This window comes from Blastococcus sp. URHD0036 (assembly GCF_000701365.1).
Lineage (GTDB): Bacteria > Actinomycetota > Actinomycetes > Mycobacteriales > Geodermatophilaceae > Trujillonella.
Genome location: NZ_JNIK01000006.1, coordinates 155,131 through 172,835 on the forward strand (window position 1 = coordinate 155,131; position 17,705 = coordinate 172,835).

At 72.8% G+C, this 17,705-nt stretch carries 14 protein-coding genes; 4 read left to right on the forward strand and 10 right to left on the reverse strand.

What is annotated here, in order from left to right:
• Window positions 1-78 precede the first annotated feature (78 nt).
• The 10 genes from gyrA to dnaA all read right to left on the reverse strand — a co-directional run bounded on the left by gyrA (window position 79) and on the right by dnaA (window position 15,752).
• Window positions 79-2,547, reverse strand: a complete 2,469-nt coding sequence (gene gyrA / locus N555_RS0106560) for a DNA gyrase subunit A (protein ID WP_029430695.1) — start codon at window positions 2,545-2,547, stop codon at window positions 79-81.
• 102 nt (window positions 2,548-2,649) lie between these two features.
• On the reverse strand, window positions 2,650-4,698 hold the full coding sequence (gene gyrB / locus N555_RS0106565) for a DNA topoisomerase (ATP-hydrolyzing) subunit B (protein ID WP_029430696.1): 2,049 nt from the start codon (window positions 4,696-4,698) through the stop codon (window positions 2,650-2,652).
• A 237-nt stretch (window positions 4,699-4,935) separates the two neighbouring features.
• A complete protein-coding gene (locus N555_RS0106570) occupies window positions 4,936-6,360 on the reverse strand; it encodes an APC family permease (protein ID WP_029430697.1) in 1,425 nt (474 codons plus the stop codon).
• A 151-nt stretch (window positions 6,361-6,511) separates the two neighbouring features.
• On the reverse strand, window positions 6,512-8,188 hold the full coding sequence (locus N555_RS0106575) for an ABC transporter ATP-binding protein (RefSeq protein ID WP_231502624.1): 1,677 nt from the start codon (window positions 8,186-8,188) through the stop codon (window positions 6,512-6,514).
• 109 nt (window positions 8,189-8,297) lie between these two features.
• Window positions 8,298-9,269, reverse strand: a complete 972-nt coding sequence (locus N555_RS0106580; protein ID WP_029430699.1) for a hypothetical protein — start codon at window positions 9,267-9,269, stop codon at window positions 8,298-8,300.
• Window positions 9,270-9,337: 68 nt separating this feature from the next.
• Window positions 9,338-9,838: a DciA family protein gene (locus tag N555_RS0106585; RefSeq protein WP_029430700.1), complete on the reverse strand. Its 501-nt coding sequence runs from the start codon at window positions 9,836-9,838 to the stop codon at window positions 9,338-9,340.
• Window positions 9,835-11,001 (reverse strand): DNA replication/repair protein RecF, encoded by a 1,167-nt coding sequence (recF, locus tag N555_RS0106590; RefSeq protein WP_029430701.1) that lies wholly within the window; start codon window positions 10,999-11,001, stop codon window positions 9,835-9,837. The genes N555_RS0106585 and recF overlap by 4 nt, the downstream gene beginning before the upstream one ends.
• A 10-nt stretch (window positions 11,002-11,011) precedes the next feature.
• The gene (gnd, locus tag N555_RS0106595) at window positions 11,012-11,947 is read right to left on the reverse strand and encodes a phosphogluconate dehydrogenase (NAD(+)-dependent, decarboxylating) (protein WP_029430702.1); all 936 of its coding nucleotides are present in this window, start codon (window positions 11,945-11,947) and stop codon (window positions 11,012-11,014) included.
• A 104-nt stretch (window positions 11,948-12,051) separates the two neighbouring features.
• Window positions 12,052-13,227, reverse strand: a complete 1,176-nt coding sequence (gene dnaN, locus N555_RS0106600; RefSeq protein WP_231502625.1) for a DNA polymerase III subunit beta — start codon at window positions 13,225-13,227, stop codon at window positions 12,052-12,054.
• An 833-nt stretch (window positions 13,228-14,060) separates the two neighbouring features.
• Window positions 14,061-15,752, reverse strand: a complete 1,692-nt coding sequence (gene dnaA, locus N555_RS0106605; protein ID WP_029430704.1) for a chromosomal replication initiator protein DnaA — start codon at window positions 15,750-15,752, stop codon at window positions 14,061-14,063.
• A 693-nt stretch (window positions 15,753-16,445) separates the two neighbouring features.
• Here dnaA and rpmH point away from each other — a divergent pair.
• From rpmH to yidC, 4 genes are all read left to right on the forward strand, one after another.
• Window positions 16,446-16,583, forward strand: coding sequence for a 50S ribosomal protein L34 (gene rpmH, locus N555_RS0106610; RefSeq protein ID WP_029430705.1), 138 nt, complete (start codon window positions 16,446-16,448; stop codon window positions 16,581-16,583).
• 1 nt (window position 16,584) lies between these two features.
• Window positions 16,585-16,953, forward strand: a complete 369-nt coding sequence (gene rnpA, locus N555_RS0106615; RefSeq protein WP_029430706.1) for a ribonuclease P protein component — start codon at window positions 16,585-16,587, stop codon at window positions 16,951-16,953.
• Window positions 16,950-17,339 carry a membrane protein insertion efficiency factor YidD gene (gene yidD, locus N555_RS27340; RefSeq protein ID WP_081866031.1) on the forward strand — a complete coding sequence of 130 codons (390 nt, stop codon included), beginning with the start codon at window positions 16,950-16,952 and terminating at the stop codon, window positions 17,337-17,339. Before rnpA ends, yidD begins: the two co-directional genes overlap by 4 nt.
• Window positions 17,332-17,705: membrane protein insertase YidC (gene yidC / locus N555_RS0106625; protein WP_029430708.1), on the forward strand; the 374-nt coding region annotated here is incomplete at its 3' end. The genes yidD and yidC, both read left to right, overlap by 8 nt.

Genomic DNA, 17,705 nt, shown 5'->3' on the forward strand with positions numbered 1-17,705 from the left:
GATCCTGGTCATCGGATCGGACGACCCCGGTGTCCGCGCACAGCACGGCACCGGGGGCCTCCGGCCCTGCTCCCCACCCTAGGCGGCGGGCTCGTCGTTGTCCGTCGTACGCGCGATAGCCACGATGGAGACGTCCTCCGGCAAGTTCATGAGCTTGACACCCATGGTGGCGCGGTCCTTGTTGTGCCGCACGCCGTTGACCGGCGTCCGGATCACGCCGCCGCTGGAGGTGATGGCGTAGAGCTCGTCGCCGAGCGTGACCGCGAGCGCGCCGACCAGGTTGCCCTTGCGGGCCTTGGGGTCGGCGGTGAGCACGCCCTTGCCCCCGCGGCCCTGCGCCGGGTAGTTCTCGATCCCGGTCCGCTTGGCGAAGCCGCGCTCGGTCGCCACGAGGACGTCGACGCCCTCCTCCACGACCATCATCGACAGCAGCCGGTCGTCGGACGCGAGCGAGATGCCGCGGACGCCCTCGGTGGCCCGCCCCATCGGCCGCAGCGCCTCGTCGTCGGCCCGGAAGCGGATCGACATCGCCTTGCGGCTGACCAGCAGCAGGTCCTTGTCCGAGGAGATCAGCTGCGCCCCGACCAGCTCGTCGCCCTCGCGGAGGTTGATGGCGATGACCCCGCCCTGGCGCGGGGAGTCGAAGTCGGTGAGCCGGGTCTTCTTGACCTGGCCCTTCGCCGTCGCGAGGACCAGGTACGGCGCGACGCCGTAGTCCTTGATCTGCATGACCTGGGCGATCTTCTCGTCGCCCTGGAAGGCCAGGATGTTGGCGACGTGCGCGCCACGGGCGGTGCGGTTGGCCTCGGGCAGCTCGTAGGCCTTCGCCCGGTAGACGCGGCCCTTGTTGGTGAAGAAGAGGATCCAGTCGTGGGTCGAGCCCACGAAGAAGTGGTCGACGATGTCGTCCTGCTTCAGCTGGGCACCCATCACGCCCTTGCCGCCGCGGCGCTGCGACCGGTAGAGGTCGCTCTTGGTCCGCTTGGCGTACCCGGTGCGGGTGATGGTGACGACGACCTCCTCCTCCGCGATGAGGTCCTCCATGGAGACGTCGCCCTCGTTCGCGACGAACTGGGTGCGGCGGTCGTCGCCGTACTTCTCGACGATCTCGGTGAGCTCGTCGCGGACGATCTGCCGCTGGCGCTCCGGGGAGTCGAGGATCGCCTGCAGTTCGGCGATGCGCGCCTCGATCTCGGCGAGCTCGTCCATGATCCGCTGCCGCTCGAGGGCGGCCAGCCGGCGCAGCTGCAGGTCGAGGATCGCGACGGCCTGGATCTCGTCGACGTCGAGGAGCTCCATCAGCCCGGTGCGGGCCGTCTCCGCCGAGGTGCTGTTGCGGATGAGCGTGATGACCGCGTCGAGCATGTCGAGGGCCTTGGCGTAGCCGCGCAGGATGTGCGCGCGCTCCTCGGCCTTGCGCAGCCGGTAACGGGTGCGCCGCTGGATGACCTCGATCTGGTGGATGACCCACTGGCGCACCAGCTCGTCGAGGCGCAGCGTCCGCGGGACGCCGTCGACGATGGAGAGCATGTTGCAGCCGAAGGAGGTCTGCAGCTGGGTGTGCTTGTAGAGGTTGTTCAGCACGACCTTGGCGACGGCGTCGCGGCGCAGGGTGAACACCAGCCGGCGGCCCACCCGGTCGGAGGACTCGTCGGCGATGTCGCTGATGCCCTGGAGGCGGCCCTCCTTGACCGACTCCGCGATCGACTCGGCGAGGCGGTCGGGGTTCACCTGGTAGGGGAGCTCGGTGACGACGAGCTGGACCCGGCCCTTGGCGTCCTCCTCGACGGTGACGACGGCGCGCATGCGGACCGAGCCACGGCCGGTCCGGTAGGCGTCCTCGATCCCCTCGCGCCCGACGATCAGGCCGTGGGTCGGGAAGTCCGGGCCCTTGACCCGCTCCATGCAGGCGGTGAGCGCCTCCTCGGCCTCGGCCTCGGGGTGGTCGAGCATCCAGAAGACGGCCTCGGCCACCTCGCGCAGGTTGTGCGGCGGCATGTTCGTGGCCATGCCGACCGCGATGCCGGCCGAGCCGTTGACCAGCAGGTTCGGGATCCGGGCCGGCAGCACGACCGGCTCCTGCGTGCGGCCGTCGTAGTTGCCCTGGAAGTCGACGGTCTCCTCGTCGATGCCGGCGAGCATCTCCATGGCCAGCGGCGTGAGCCGGCACTCGGTGTACCGCATCGCGGCCGCCGGGTCGTCGCCCGGCGAGCCGAAGTTGCCCTGCCCGTCGATCAGCGGGTACCGCATCGACCAGGGCTGGGCCAGCCGCACGAGGGCGTCGTAGATCGCCGAGTCGCCGTGCGGGTGGTAGTTGCCCATCACCTCGGCGACCGGGCGGGCGCACTTCACGTAGCCGCGGTCCGGGCGGAAGCCCTGGTCGTACATCGCGAACAGGACCCGGCGGTGCACCGGCTTGAGGCCGTCGCGGACCTCGGGCAGCGCGCGGCCCACGATCACGCTCATCGCGTAGTCGATGTAGCTGCGCTGCATCTCCTGCTGGAGGTCGACCGCTTCGATGCGGTCGCGGGCTGGGGTCTCGGTCACGTGTGGTCTCTCCGGTTCACGCACGGGGCTCGGACGTCAGGTGGCCCCCGTGCAGGGCCCCGGCGCGTGCTCGCGAGCGCTGGGGGGCACGGGGATCCGTCATCAGACGTCGAGGAAGCGGACGTCCTTGGCGTTGCGGGTGATGAAGCTGCGACGGGCCTCGACGTCCTCGCCCATGAGGATGCTGAAGATCTCGTCCGCGGCGGCGGCGTCCTCGAGGGTGACCTGGCGCAGGACCCGGGTCTCGGGGTTCATCGTGGTCTCCCACAGCTCGCTGGCGTTCATCTCGCCGAGCCCCTTGAACCGCTGGATCGACTCGTCCTTGATCTTGCGACCGGCCTCGGCGCCGGCCTTGACCACCGCGTCGCGCTCCCTGTCGCTGTAGGCGTACTCGTCGCCCACCTTGCCGCCCCACTTGATCTTGTACAGCGGCGGCTTGGCCAGGTAGACGTACTGGCCCTCGACCAGCGGCCGCATGAAGCGGAACAGCAGGGTCAGCAGCAGCGTGCTGATGTGCTGGCCGTCGACGTCTGCGTCCGCCATCAGGACGATCTTGTGATAGCGGAGCTTCGTGATGTCGAACTCGTCGTGGATGCCGGTGCCGAAGGCCGTGATCATGGACTGGACCTCGGTGTTCTTGAGGACCCGGTCGATGCGCGCCTTCTCGACGTTGATGATCTTGCCGCGGATGGGCAGGATCGCCTGGTACATCGAGTCGCGGCCGGACTTGGCCGAGCCGCCGGCGGAGTCGCCCTCGACGATGTAGACCTCGGAGTTGCGCGGGTCGGTGGACCGGCAGTCGGCCAGCTTGCCGGGCAGGCCGCCGACCGAGAGCACGCTCTTGCGGGCCAGCTTGCGGGCGTCCTGCGCGGCGCGGCGGGCGCGGGCGGCGGACGACGCCTTGGTGATGATCGTCTTGGCCTCGGTCGGGTTGGCCTCGAACCAGTGGCCGATCTGCTCGTTGCAGACCCGCTGCACGAAGCCCTTGACCTCGGTGTTGCCCAGCTTGGTCTTCGTCTGGCCCTCGAACTGCGGGTCACCCAGCTTCACCGAGACGATCGCGGCGAGACCCTCGCGGATGTCGTCGCCGGTCAGCTTCTCGTCCTTCTCCTTGAGCAGCTTCTTCTCGACGGCGTACCGGTTGACGATCGAGGTCAGCGCCGCGCGGAAGCCCTCCTCGTGGGTGCCGCCCTCGTGCGTGTTGATGATGTTCGCGAAGGTGTGCACCGACTCCGAGTAGGCGTCGGACCACTGCATCGCGACCTCGAGGCTCATCGCGGTGTCGTTCTTGCCGACGCCGTCGGCGGAGAAGCTGATCACCGACTTGTGGATCGGGGCCTTGCGGCGGTTGATGTGGGCGACGTAGTCCACGAGGCCGTGGTCGTAGCGGTAGGTGATCTCGGTGGGCTCGAAGGCCTCGACCTCGTGACCGGCCTCGGTGGCGGCCTCGGCGAGGGAGGTCTCCTCGGACATGCCCGTCTCGGCCTTGCTGTGCCCGGGGCGCTCGTCGCGCAGGACGATGGTCAGGCCCTTGTTGAGGAAGGCCATCTCCTGCAGGCGGCGGTTGATCGTGTCGAACGAGTAGTCCGTGGTCTCGAAGATGTCGCCGTCGGCCCAGAAGGTGATCGCGGTGCCGCGCTTCTTCGTGGTGCCGACCTGCTCCAGCGGGCCCGGCTTGGCGTAGGAGTAGCTCTGCTTCCACTCGATCCCGGTGTGGGCCCAGACGGTCACGTCCAGCCGGGTGGACAGCGCGTTGACGACCGTGACGCCGACGCCGTGCAGACCGCCGGAGACGCCGTAGCTCTTGCCGTCGAACTTCCCGCCCGCGTGCAGGACGGTCATGATCACCTCGACGGTGGGCCGCTTCTCCACCGGGTGCATGTCCACCGGGATGCCACGGCCGTTGTCCTCGACCCGGACGCCGCCGTCGGCCAGCAGGGTCACCCGGACCGTGTCGCAGTAACCGGCCAGGGCCTCGTCGACCGCGTTGTCCACGACCTCCCACACCATGTGGTGCAGGCCGCGCTCACCCGTGGAACCGATGTACATACCGGGGCGCTTGCGCACCGCCTCCAGGCCCTCGAGGACCGTGATGGAGGAGCCGGAGTAGCCGTTGTCGGACGTGCTGTCGGTCTTCGGTCGAGCGACCACGTGGGACCCTTCTGTCGCGCAACCGGCGGCCCGGGCGGCCCACTGCCGTGAGGCGCCCCGGGGGCACAGGGAGGCACTGAGCCGGTTGCTGGCGGTGTTCACCGTCCAGACTACCGGGTGGTACGACAGGAACGGCGCCGTCCACGCCCTCAGGGCGCTCCTGCGCCACTCCCGGCCCCTCCGCCACCACCGGGGCAGCCCCGCGGGTCGACACGCCCTCTCCGGGCCGCTGGGAGCTCAGCCGCGAGGGGCGTCCACCGGCTCGTCGGCCAGGTGCTCGGGGTCGATGCGGGCGGGGCCGGCGCCGGTGCGCTTGTTGACGGCGACCGTGACCCCCCAGAGGGCGATGCCGATCACGAGCAGGACACCGGCGATCCGGTACTGCTCCGCCGGGCGGCCGGAGAAGGGCGTGGCGAGGAAACCGCAGGCCAGCGCCCCGACCACGGGCAGGATCGTCGGCGTGCGGAAGTGGTCGGCGTCCACCGGGTCCTTGCGCAGCACGAGCACGGCGACGTTCACGACGGTGAAGACGACGAGCAGCAGCAGCGCCGTCGTCCCGCCCAGGGCCGGCACCTCGCCCACGAAGAGGACCAGGCCGAACGCCAGCAGCGTGGTGAACGCGATGGCGGTCCACGGCGTCCGGCGGCCGGGCAGCACCCGGCCGAGCACCGGCGGGAGCACCCGCTCACGGGCCAGGCCGTAGACCAGCCGGCTGGCCATCAGCATGTTGATGAGCGCGGTGTTGGCGACGGCGAACATGGTGATGACGCCGAAGAGGCTGAGCGGGAAGTCCGGCGCCCCGGCCTCCACCACCCGGAGCAGCGGCGGGGTGTCGGGGTCGCTGAGCTGGTCGGCCGGCACGAGCGCGATCGCCGAGATCGACACCAGCACGTAGATCAGGCCGGTGATGCCGAGGCCGGTCAACAGCACCTTCGGGAAGATCCGCCGCGGCTCCTTGCACTCCTCGGCCATGTTCACCGAGTCCTCGAAGCCCACCATCGCGAAGAACGCGAGGCCGGTCGCCGCGATCACGCCGGCCAGGACGCCCTTGTCGCCGGTGTCGAACTCGCTGACCCGGCCGAAGTCGCCCTCGCCGCCGAAGAGCGCCCAGGCGCCGATGCCGATGATGATCAGCAGGCCGGAGAGCTCGACGCAGGTGAGCACCACGTTGCTCTTCACGCTCTCGCCGACGCCGCGCAGGTTCACCGCGGCGACCAGGGCCATGAAGCCCAGCCCGATGAGCGTGATGCCCCAGCCGTCGATGTCGACCTCGAACACCTCGGCGGCGTTCTCGCTGAACGCCCGCGCCGCGGTCGACGCCGAGGTGATCCCCGAGCTCATCACGGCGAAGGCGACGAGGAACGTGACGAAGTGGATGCCGAAGGCCTTGTGCGTGTACAGCGCGGCGCCGGCGGCCTGTGGGTACTTGGTGACCAGCTCCAGGTAGCTGAAGGCCGTGATCAGCGCGACCAGGAAGGCGATGAGGAACGGCAGCCACACGACCCCGCCGACCTCCGCGGCGACCGTGCCGGTCAGCGCGTAGATCCCGGTGCCCAGGACGTCGCCGATGATGAACAGCAGCAGCAGACCCGGGCCCATGACCCGCTTCAGCGACGGCTGGCCGCTGGTGGTGGTCGCCTCGCCGGTCTCCGTGCTCGCCATCTGCGGCCTCCTGCTCGTCTCGGGGCTGGGACGACCGCCGTTGGTCGGTGGTCGAGATGATCTCCGCCCCGACCGGGGACCGCGACTCGGAGCGGGCACCGGGATGCCGGTGCCGCACGCGGCTGCGTTCCACGTGGAACGCGGGCGCCGGCTACGGCTGGACGAGCAGCTGCGCGGCGGCGAGTTCGCGGTACAGGGGGCTGGTCCCGAGCAGTTCGTCGTGCGTGCCGGCGGCGACGACCCGGCCGCCGTCGAGGACGACGATGCGGTCGCTGTCGAGCACCGTGGACAGCCGATGCGCCACGACCAGCAGCGCCCGGTCCGCCGAGGCCGCGGCGAGGGTGCGCCGGAGCAGCTCCTCGTTGCGGGCGTCGAGGCTGGCGGTCGGCTCGTCGAGCAGGAGCAGCGCCGGCCGCGCGAGCAGCGAGCGGGCGATCGCCAGCCGCTGCCGTTCGCCGCCGGAGAGGAGCACGCCGTCGTCCCCGACCAGGACGTCCAGGCCCCGGGGGGAGCGCTGCACCACCCCGGTCAGGCCCACGTCGGCCAGCACCGCCCACAGCTCGGCCTCCGCGGCGTCGGGCGCGGCGAGCAGCAGGTTCTCGCGGATGGTGCCGGCGAGCACCGGCGCCTCCTGCTCGACGTAGCCCAGCCGTCCGCGCAGCGCTGCCCGGGGCAGGTCCCGGACGTCGGTGCCGGCCCAGCGGATGGCGCCACCGGTGAGCGGGTAGAAGCCCTCGACGAGCGCGAGCACCGTGGACTTCCCGGCACCGGAGGGCCCGACCAGTGCCACCCGGGAGCCCGCCGGCACGGTCAGGGAGACCCGGTCCAGCACCGGCGTCCCGTCCGGATAGGCGAAGGACACCTCGTCCAGCTCCAGCAGCGGGGTCCCGGTCGCCGGGAGCCGGGGGACGGCGACGGCGGTGCCGCCCCGCTCGGGCCGGGCGTCGTCCTCCGCGTCGAGCGCGAGCACCTCCTGGATGCGGGCCAGCGCGCCGAGCCCGGTCTGCAGCTGGGTGTAGGCGTTGATCGCCTGACCGAGCGGCATCACGAGCAGGAACAGGTAGAGCACGAACGCGACCAGGTCGCCGACGGCGATCGAGCCGGACGCCACCCGGTAGCCGCCCAGGCCGAGCACCGCGAGGAACGCCCCCTGGACGGCGATCGACCCGGCGGGCTGGACCAGGGCCTGCAGCCGGGCCACCGCGACCCCGGCGCGGTAGGCCCGCGTCGCCGCGGCGTCGACGGTGGACACCTCGCGGGCGGTCGCGCCGCTGGCCCGGATCGTCCGCACCGCCGAGAGCGCGCGCTCCACCGCGGCGCTCATCGCGCCGACCTCCTCCTGCGCCTGCCGGGACAGCCGCCGCACGCGCCGGCTCGTGGAGAAGGCCACGGCCAGGCCGAGGCAGACCGCGCCGACGGTGACCAGCAGCAGCCAGACGTCGACGAGGGCCATGGCGATCAGCGCACCGACCGCGACGACCACCGAGCCGGCCATCTCGACGACGCCGGAGGTGACGGTGGCCCGCAGCAGCGTGGTGTCGGCGCCGACCCGCGACATCAGGTCGCCGGTGCGCCGGCGGTCGTACTCGGCCACCGGCAGCCGCAGCAGCCGGTCGGCGAGGGTGCGGCGGGTGGTCAGGACGACTCCCTCGGCCGCCCGCTGCAGCACGAAGGACTGGACGGCGCCGAGCAGCGAGGCCACCACCAGGACGAGGACGAGCGCGCTGACGATCGGCAGCAGCGCGCCGCCGTCTCCGACCGCGGAGATCAACCGGTTCACCAGCGCCGGCTGGGCCAGCGAGGCGGCGGCTCCGAACAGGGAGAGCACCGCGGCCAGCGTCAGTGCCCGCCGGTGCGGCCGCAGGAACGGCAGCAGCTGCCGCAGCCCGGCCGCCGGCCGCGGGGGCGCCGCGGGGTGCTCGCTCAGGGCGCGGACCTCAGCCGGCGACCGCGAGCGCGGCCACGACTGCCGCCAGCAGCCGCGCGTGGTGCTCGATGAGCTCGGGCCGGTGCCCGTCCGGGCGGATGGCCGCGACGTAGCCGCCGGACAGGCCGCCCTGTCCGCCCCCGGTGGTCCAGAACTCGTCGCCGTCGTCGCTGGCCAGCAGCAGGCTCCGCACCGTCGGGTCCTGCGCCAGCCGGCGCACCGCCGGGGTGTCCTCGCTGCTCAGCAGCACCCAGCGCCCGTCGAACTCCGGGTCCCCGCTGGGGACGGGGACCAGCCCGCCGGTGCGGTGCTTCCAGAACCGGGCCGGCGACAGCCGCAACCCCGGCACGGTCGCCAGGACAGGGGCGGCGGTGACCGCGTACTCCGGGACCACCCGGCGCTTGTCGGCGTACACGACGTCGAAGGCCACCAGCTCGAGCGCGCCGTAGCGGCCGCGCATCACGCCGGCCGCCCGGTGGTCGCGGGTGAGCCGGGTCGGCGCCGTCGCGACCAGCTCGGCCAGCCCGGCGTCGCCCGGGCCGGTGCCGTCGGAGATCTCCCAGCCGTGCTGCACCGCCCAGCCCTGCGCGCCGACGGTGTCGCCCTGGTAGGCGAACACCTGCTCGACGTCGGTCGGGCGGCGCGGACGGCGCGGTCCGAACAGGCCACCGCCGCGGGGCGGGGACTCCTGCGGCGGTGCCTGCCGGCCGCCCTGCTCCGGCCACGACTCGTAGCCCTCCCGGGGACGGGCCGGCTCGGCGGCCGGCAGGTCCCAGCCGGGCGGCTGCCAGCCGGCGTCCCCGGCCGGCCGGTCGGCACCCGCCGGCCGGTCCGGGCCCGCGGGCGGGACCGCTGGCGGATCGGCGGGCGGGGGCGTGCTGCCGCCCTGCGGCCCGCCCTCGCCGAGGTGCGCCGGCTCCTGCCAGCCGCTGCCGTCGCGGTCGTCGAACCCGTCGCGGTCCCGGTCCTGCGGACCGCTCATCGCCGTGCCCCGGTCGTGTCGCCGGTCATGTCGCCGTCCTCCCCGGGGCGGCCTCGCGCGAGGCCGCCCTATCCGTACGTGTCGCGTGGCCCTCGCCCGCGGACCGACCGCGGGCCCTTCTTCCAGCTCGGGGCCGTCGGTCCGACAACGCGCAAGCGGGTGACGACGTCCCCGCCCACCCCTGCCCGCAGCCGGCCGAGGATCGACGGCGCCATGTAGCGCAGCTGCGTGGCCCACGCCGTGGACTCCGCCTCCACCAGCAGCTCGCCCTCGGACAGCGACTTCGGGCGGCAGTGCGCGGCGATGTCCGCGCCGACCAGGGCGTCCCAGCGACCGAAGACGCTCCCCACCCGGGTGTGGGCCGTCCAGTCCTGGTCGGTGACCAGGGAGTCGACCAGCCGGCCCAGCGGCTGGGGGTCGTCGGCGCTGGGCCCGGCCGGCGTCCAGCGGCGGCGCGGACCGGCGATGCGGCGCCGGGTCGGCTGCGGACGCGAGGCCGCGGCCGCGCGCGCCGCCTCCAGGGCCGCCCGCGCCACGTCGCTGGGCCGGGCCGGCCGTTCCTCGGTCACGGCACTCCCTCGCTGCTCTCCTCGACGACGAAGGCTGCCCCGCCGGCGATCTGGACCCGGGTGCCGCGCAGCTCGGCCGGCACGTCGTCGAGCACGGCTGCGGTGATCAGGGTCTGCTCCGCCGTCCGCGCCACCGCCGCCAGTGCTGCCCGCCGCTCGGTGTCGAGGGTGGCGAAGACGTCGTCCAGCACCAGGATCGGCTCCTCCCCGTCGGCGCGGAAGAGCGCCAGGCAGCCGAGCTTGAGGGCCAGCGCCAGCGACCACGACTCCCCGTGGCTGGCGAACCCCTTGGCCGGGACCGGGCCGAGGGCGATGACCAGGTCGTCGCGGTGCGGCCCGACGAGCGTCATCCCCCGGTCGACCTCGTCCTGCCGCCGCTCGGCGACCCGCTCGCGCAGGGCGTTCGCCAGCTCGGCCACGTCCGGCAGCGGCGTCCCGGCGCTCATCGGGGTCCCGTCCCCCGCCAGCGCCACCGTGCTGGTGTAGCCCAGCCCCGCCACCGGCGCGTCGGGTCCGGCGACCTGCGCATGGGCAGCGGCCACGTGCGGCACCAGGTCCGCGACCAGCCGCAGCCGGGCGGCCAGGAGCTGGCTGCCGAGGTCGACGAGGTGCCCGTCCCAGACGTCGAGGGTGGCCAGCGCTCCGCCGCGGGCCAGGCGGGCGGTCTTGAGCAGGGCGTTGCGCTGCTTGAGCACCCGCTCGTAGTCGCTGCGCACGCCGGCCAGCCGCGGTGTCCGGCTGACCAGCAGGTCGTCGAGGAAGCGGCGGCGGTCCGACGGGTCGCCGCGCACCAGCACGAGGTCCTCGGGTGCGAACAGGACCGTCTTCACCAGGCCCAGCAGCTCCCGCGGCCGGGGCAGCGGCGCCCGGTTCACCCGGACCCGGTTGGCCCGCCCCGGGTTGATCTCGATCTCGACCAGCAGCTCCCGGTCGTCGCGGCGCAGCGCCGCCCGGACGACCGCCTGCTCCGCTCCGTGGCGCACCAGCGGGGCGTCGGAGCTGACCCGGTGACTGCCCATGGTCGCCAGGTACCCGACCGCCTCGACGAGGTTCGTCTTGCCCTCGCCGTTGCGCCCGACGAGCACCGTCGGGCCCGGGCCGAGAGCGAGGTCGACCCGCTCCCAGTTCCGGAACGAGCCCAGCTGGAGATGCCGGACGTACACCCTCAGACGCTCATGCGGGGCGCTCGGCCTCCTGCTCGCGGACGGCCTGGACCGCGTGCCCGCCGAACTGGTTCCGCAGGGCGGCGACGGCCTTCATCGTCGGGGAGTCCTCCTGCCGCGAGGAGAACCGCGCGAAGAGCGAGGCGGCGATCGTCGGCATCGGGACGGCGTTCTCGATGGCCTGCTCGACCGTCCACCGGCCCTCGCCGGAGTCCTCGGCGTAGCCGCGGATGCGGTCCAGCCGGGGGTCCTCCTCCAGCGCCCGGACCAGCAGGTCCAGCAGCCAGGAGCGGATGACCGTGCCCTGCGTCCAGGACTTGATGACACCGGGGACGTCCTCGATCAGGTCGACGGCCTCGAGCAGCTCGTAGCCCTCGCCGTAGGCCTGCATCATCGCGTACTCGATGCCGTTGTGGACCATCTTGCTGAAGTGCCCCGCGCCCACGGGCCCGGCGTGCACGAAGCCGGCGTCGTCGCCCACGGCCTGTCCGGACTCGTCGGTGGGGGCGGGCGGCTTGAGCGCGTCGAAGACCGGCTGGACCTTGGCGACGTCGTCCTTGCTGCCGCCGACCATCAGCGCGTAGCCGTTCTCCAGGCCCCACACCCCGCCGGAGACGCCGGCGTCGATGTAGCCGACGCCCTTCTCGCGGCACATGACGTCGTGCACCTGGTCGTCGGTGTACTTGGAGTTCCCGCCGTCGACGATGACGTCCCCGGCCTCGAGCAGCTCGGACAGCTCCTTGACCGTCGACCGCGTGGGATCGCCGGCCGGGACCATCACCCAGACCACGCGCGGCGCCTGCAGGGCCCCGACGAGCTCCTCGAGGCTGGTCACGTCCCGCTTGTCCGAGTGGCGGTCGTACCCCACGACCTCGTGGCCGGCCCGGCGGATGCGCTCCGCCATGTTGCCGCCCATCTTGCCCAGCCCCACCAGTCCCAGCTGCACGACGACGTTCCCCTCTCGGCGATCTGCGACATCCGTGTCCGGGACGTCGGTGTCCATCGTGCTGGTCGACGCCGCAGCGCGCGACGGCGGCCCGTCGCCAGGGCTCAGCCGGGCAGCCGCACCGGCATGATCAGGTAGCGGTAGTCGGGGCCCTTCTCCACCGGCCGGCCGCCGCCCGTGCCGTCGTCCTCGGCCGGCTCGGCCACGCCCGAGAGGACGGCGGGCTTGAGCGGGCTGGTGAAGTCCATCCGCGCCCGCGGGGTGTGCACCGCCGCCAGCCCGTCGAGCAGGAACGACGGGTTGAAGCCGATCGTCAGCGGCTCGCCGTCGAACTCGACGTCGCAGCGCTCCTCGGCCTGGCCCTCGTCGTCGGTGCCACCGGCCCGGAGGGTGACCTGGCCCGGCGTGAACTCGCAGCGCAGCGGCGTGCCGCGCTCGGCGACCAGCGCCACGCGCTTGGCCGCGTCGGTGAACAGGCCCACCGGCAGCGTCGCGTACGCGTGGGACTCGCTCGGCATGATCGCGCGGTACTTGACGAACTCCGCGTCCAGCAGCCGGGTCGTCGTCTGCCGGTCCTTGCCCGACAGGCCGAGGATGCCCTCGCCCGAGCCGCTCGAGGACAGCGACAGGAGGATCTCCGGGCCGCTGGTGAGGGTCTTCGCCGCGTCGGCGAGGGTGCGCGCGGGCACCAGGACCGCGGCCGACACCCCCGGCGTCTCGGGGCGCCACGCGAACTCCCGCACCGCCAGGCGGTACCGGTCGGTGGCCGCGAGCGTCACCCGGTCGTCGTCGATCTCCAGGCGGACGCCGGTGAGCATCGGCAGCGTGTCGTCCCGCCCGGCCGCCACCGCGACCTGACCGACGGCCTCGGCGAAGACGTCGCTGTCGACCACCCCGGCCGACGACGGCATCGAGGGCAGCGACGGGTAGTCCTCCACCGGCAGCGTCGGCAGGCTGAAGCGCGCGTTGCCGCAGGTGATCGCCAGCCGCGGCCCCTCGGCCCGGATGTCGACCGGGTGCGGGGGGAGGGCACGGGTGATCTCGGCCAGGAGCCGGCCCGGCACCAGGGTGCGACCGCTCTCGGTGGCCTGGACGTCGACCTCGGCCCGCGCGGAGACCTCGTAGTCGAAGCCGCTCACCGACAGCTGGCTGCCGTCCACCTCCAGCAGGATCCCGGCGAGCACCGGCACGGACGGCCGGGCCGGCAGGCTGCGCGACGTCCATGCGACGGCATCGGCGAGCACCTCTCGCGCCACCCGGAACTCCATGACCTGACCCACCCCTGCTCGTCGTCCACTGCATCGGCCCGCGGCGGTGGCCGGAGGCCGGACCGCGGGTGCGGTCCCCCATCGTGCCGTGCGCACCGGGCCGGGGGGAAACCGCTGTCCCGCGAACGGGTCCCATCGGGGCCGTTCCCGGTCCTGTCAGACCCTCCTGCTCTGCTGCCCTCATGAGCTCTTCGACGGCCCGCGAGGCGGCTGCCAGCGGGCCGTCCCCACCCAGAGTGCTGTTCAAGGATCTCCCGGAATAACTCCCTCATCCTCGTCATCACAGGTGTGGAAGCTGGGGAACGGGCCCCTTCGTGCAGGTCAGCGCCGAAGTCGACATGTGGGCGCGCTGTGCGTGGCCACCGTCGCGCCTGTGTCGACACGTGGACAACTCCGCGGTTGTCAACCGGCGGCGGTCGTCGTCCACCCCTTGTCCCCGCCGTTCCCACGGTCGGTCCCCAGGCACTGTGCACCCGACGTGGCCCGCAGGTGTCGACGACGTGGCGCGCAGGGAACGAAGTCGCTGGTCAACAGGCTTATCCACCTCGGTGGACAGCGGATCCGGCGCGACGGTCCGACGTCGTCCGGCGGGAGTGCTCCACACCGGTTCCGGACCGGATTCCCCAACCTGTGCACATCCCTGGGGACAACTAGGCGACGTGTCGACCGAGGTCACCGCCCCGGGAGCGCCGATGACCGCCTCCCGAGCGGGCGGTGACCGCACCACGACGTCCCCAGGCCTGTGGACGATGGCGATGACATCGCGGTCCTCCGGACCGCACCGCGGCCACGCGCCGCCCCCGACCGTCGACGAGCCGCTGCCCGTGTCCGGCTACCGCTCTCCGTCAGCTGCGGGCGCGGCTCTTGATCCGGGCGGTCAGCTCGGTGACCTGCGTGTACGTCGCCCGGCGCTCGCTCATCAGGTTGGTGATCTTCTTGACGGCGTGCATGACCGTGGTGTGGTCCTTGCCGCCGAAGGAGGCGCCGATCCGCGGGAGCGACAGCTCGGTGAGCTCCCGGCACAGGTACATCGCGATCTGCCGGGCGTTGACCAGCGTGCGGCTGCGGTTGGAGCCCTGCAGCTCCTCCATCGTCACGGAGAAGTACTCCGCGGTGGCGGCCATGATGATGGCCGCGGTGATCTGCGGCCCCTGCTCGTCGCTGATCAGGTCCTTGAGCACGAGCTCGGCCAGGGGCAGGTCGACCTGCTGCTTGTTGAGGCTGGCGAAGGCGGTGACCCGGATCAGCGCGCCCTCGAGCTCGCGGATGTTGGTCTGCACCTTGCTGGCGATGAACTCCAGCACCTGGTCGGGAGCCTGCAGCCGCTCGCCGTAGGCCTTCTTCCGCAGGATCGCGATGCGGGTCTCGAGGTCCGGCGCCTGGACGTCGGTGATGAGGCCCCACTCGAAGCGGGTCCGCAGCCGGTCCTCCAGCGTCGTCAGCTTCTTCGGCGCACGGTCGGAGGTGATCACGATCTGTTTGCTGGCGTTGTGCAGCGTGTTGAACGTGTGGAAGAACTCCTCCTGCGTCCGCTCGGCGCGCTCCAGGAACTGGATGTCGTCGATCAGCAGGAAGTCGATGTCCCGGAACCGGCGGCGGAACTCCTCGGCCCGCCCCGAGTGCACCAGGTTGATGAACTCGTTGGTGAACTCCTCGGTGCTGACGTAGCGCACCCGCACGTTCGGGAACATCCGCGCGGCGTAGTGGCCGATCGCGTGCAGCAGGTGGGTCTTCCCCAGGCCGGAGTCGCCGTAGATGAACAGCGGGTTGTAGGCGCGGGCCGGCGCCTCGGCCACGGCGACGGCTGCGGCGTGCGCGAACCGGTTGCTGTTGCCGATGACGAAGGAGTCGAAGACGTACTTGGGGTTGAGCCCCGGGTCCGAGCCCGCCGGGCGCCGGTCACCACCGAAGAGCGGGACGGCGTCGCCGCCCCGGGCCGAGCGGCGCGGCCGGCCGGCCGGCTCGTCGTCGCGCTGGTCCGTCGCCGGCTCGTCGAACTCGAAGGGCAGGACGCCGGCCTCGTCGCCGCCGCCCCAGTCGCGCTCGGCGGCGCGCCGGCGGCGGCCCGCGGGACGCTCCGGCGGCAGCTCGGTCGGTGGCGGGGACGGCTCCCGCTCCCAGGCCGGCGGGGCGTCGGCGCGCACCCCGAAGGCGCTGCGCCCGTCGTCGGCGCGGTCCCGGGTCTGCTGGTCCTCCTCCAGGCGGGAGGCCTCGGCCGCCGACCACGGACGGCGGGTCGGCAGGTCGTCGGCGTCCGGCTCGGGCTCGGCCTCGGTCGGGGAGTCCTCGAGCTGGACGGCGACACGGATGGCCCGGCCCAGCTGGTCGGACAGCGCCTCGGCCAGCACCCGGCGCATGCGGGACTCGAGCACCGCCTGGGTGAACCCGTTCGGGGCGGCGAGCACCATCGTGTCCTCGAACAGGCCCAGCGGCCGGGTCAGGTTCAGCATCGCGTTCTGCTGGGGGGACAGGCTGGTCGCCAGCCGTTCCCGGATCTGGTCCCAGACCGTGGCCAGGTCCACCGTGGCATCGGCCATGGCCGTGTCCTCCTCCAGCTCCCGCTGTGTCGTCCGGCCGACCACTCCCGTGGCCGGGTGCCCTGCGCGACGCTCCCTGCCTCCGACAGCGGCTCCGCCGGGCTCGGGGAGTCCCTGGTGTGGACATCCGGACACAACGGTTCCACACCGGTGTCCACAGGATGTGCACGGCCGGCGGAGAACGGGGACCAGGCTGGAGGTGCTGGGCCCGGTACAGAGCGTCCACGCTGGTCAGAGCGGAGACGAGGTGCTGGCGGGCAGGTGTGGCGGTCGGCAGATCGGGGGATCGACCGGTGCAGCCGGACCGAGGAACTCGGGCCGGAGCGACGGCGACGCTAACAGCCCCGTCCACAGGCGGGCAACGGCCGGACGTCGCTGTCCCCGGCGCGTCGGGAGGTGTGTCGGGCCGTCTCCGGCGGCGCGGCTGCACCGTCCGCGGGCACCCGTGGGAGAACCTGGGGAGTCGCGGACCGACCGCCCGCCCGGGGAGTCGCCGTCCTCGGTTATGCTGGTCGGAGTCCGTGGCACGTCCGCGGCACCTCGGCGCGCTCGCGTGCCGGTGTGCACCGGGGGCCGTCGCGGTCCACCAGCTTCCGGGGTGCACCAGGAGCGGCGCTCGCCGCACCGGTCGCCCCGCGCGCACCCGCCCGCCGGCGGATGCGCACCGCCGATGTCGTGTAGTGGGAGTACCTCGTGAGCAAGCGCACGTTCCAGCCGAACAATCGCCGTCGGTCCAAGACGCACGGCTTCCGGCTGCGGATGCGCACCCGCGCCGGACGGGCCATCATCGCGACCCGTCGGCGCAAGGGCCGCGAGAAGCTCTCCGCCTGACGTGTTGCCCGCGCAGGCACGCCTGCGCCGGCGTCCGGAGTTCACCGCGGTCGTCCGGTCCGGTCGTCGTGCCGGTCGGCCGACCATGGTGCTCCATCTCCTCCCCGGACGCCCGGGGCCGACCCCTGAGGGGAACGGCCCCCGGGCGGGTTTCGTCGTGGGCAAGGCCGTGGGCAACTCCGTGGTCCGGCACCGGGTCACCCGCCGGTTGCGCGTGGTCGTCCGTGACGAGCTGCACCGGCTCCCCGCCGATGCCGACCTGGTGGTCCGGGCGCGCCCCGAGGCGGCCGAGGCCACGTCGGCGGCCCTGCGCGCCGACCTCGTCGCGGGTCTCGACCGGGTGCTGAACCCCCGGGTCCGGTCCCGATGACCAGCGCCGGTCGCGGGTGGGTCGCCCGGGCTCTGCTGTCCGTCATCGGCTTCTACTCGCGGGCGATCAGCCCGGCACTGCCGCCGCGGTGCCGGTTCGCGCCGACGTGCAGCGCCTACGCCGCCGAGGCGATCGCCACCCACGGCGCGGCCCGCGGCTCCTGGCTGGCGCTGCGCCGTTTGCTGAAGTGCGCGCCCTGGCACCCGGGCGGCTTCGATCCGGTGCCGCCGGCGCGCGGCAGCGGCGGAACCCCGGCGTGCGGCCACTCGTCGGGCAGTGCGGCACCCGCGCCGGCTCCCGGCGCCACTCTCGACCGGTCGCGACGCGACCCGACCACTTCGCCGGCCCCCCGCCGGTCTGCGCAGCAGGAGGCCCGCGTTGCTTGACTGGCTGTACACCGCGATCGCGTGGGTGATGAAGCAGTGGCACGCACTGTTCTCCACGTTCCTGGATCCCGCCTCGGGCATCACCTGGGCGTTGTCGATCGTGATGCTGGTGGTCACGATCCGGATCCTGCTGTTCCGGTTGTTCATCAAGCAGGTGAAGAGCCAGCGGGCGATGCAGGAGATCCAGCCGGAGATCCAGAAGCTGCGCAAGCAGTACGGGTCGGACCGGCAGGGCTTCTCCGAGGCCATGATGAAGCTGCAGAAGGAGCGCGGGGTCAACCCGCTGGCCGGCTGTCTGCCGATCCTGCCGCAGATCCCGATCTTCATCGCGCTGTTCCACGTGCTGCGCCGGCTGCAGCCGGGCGC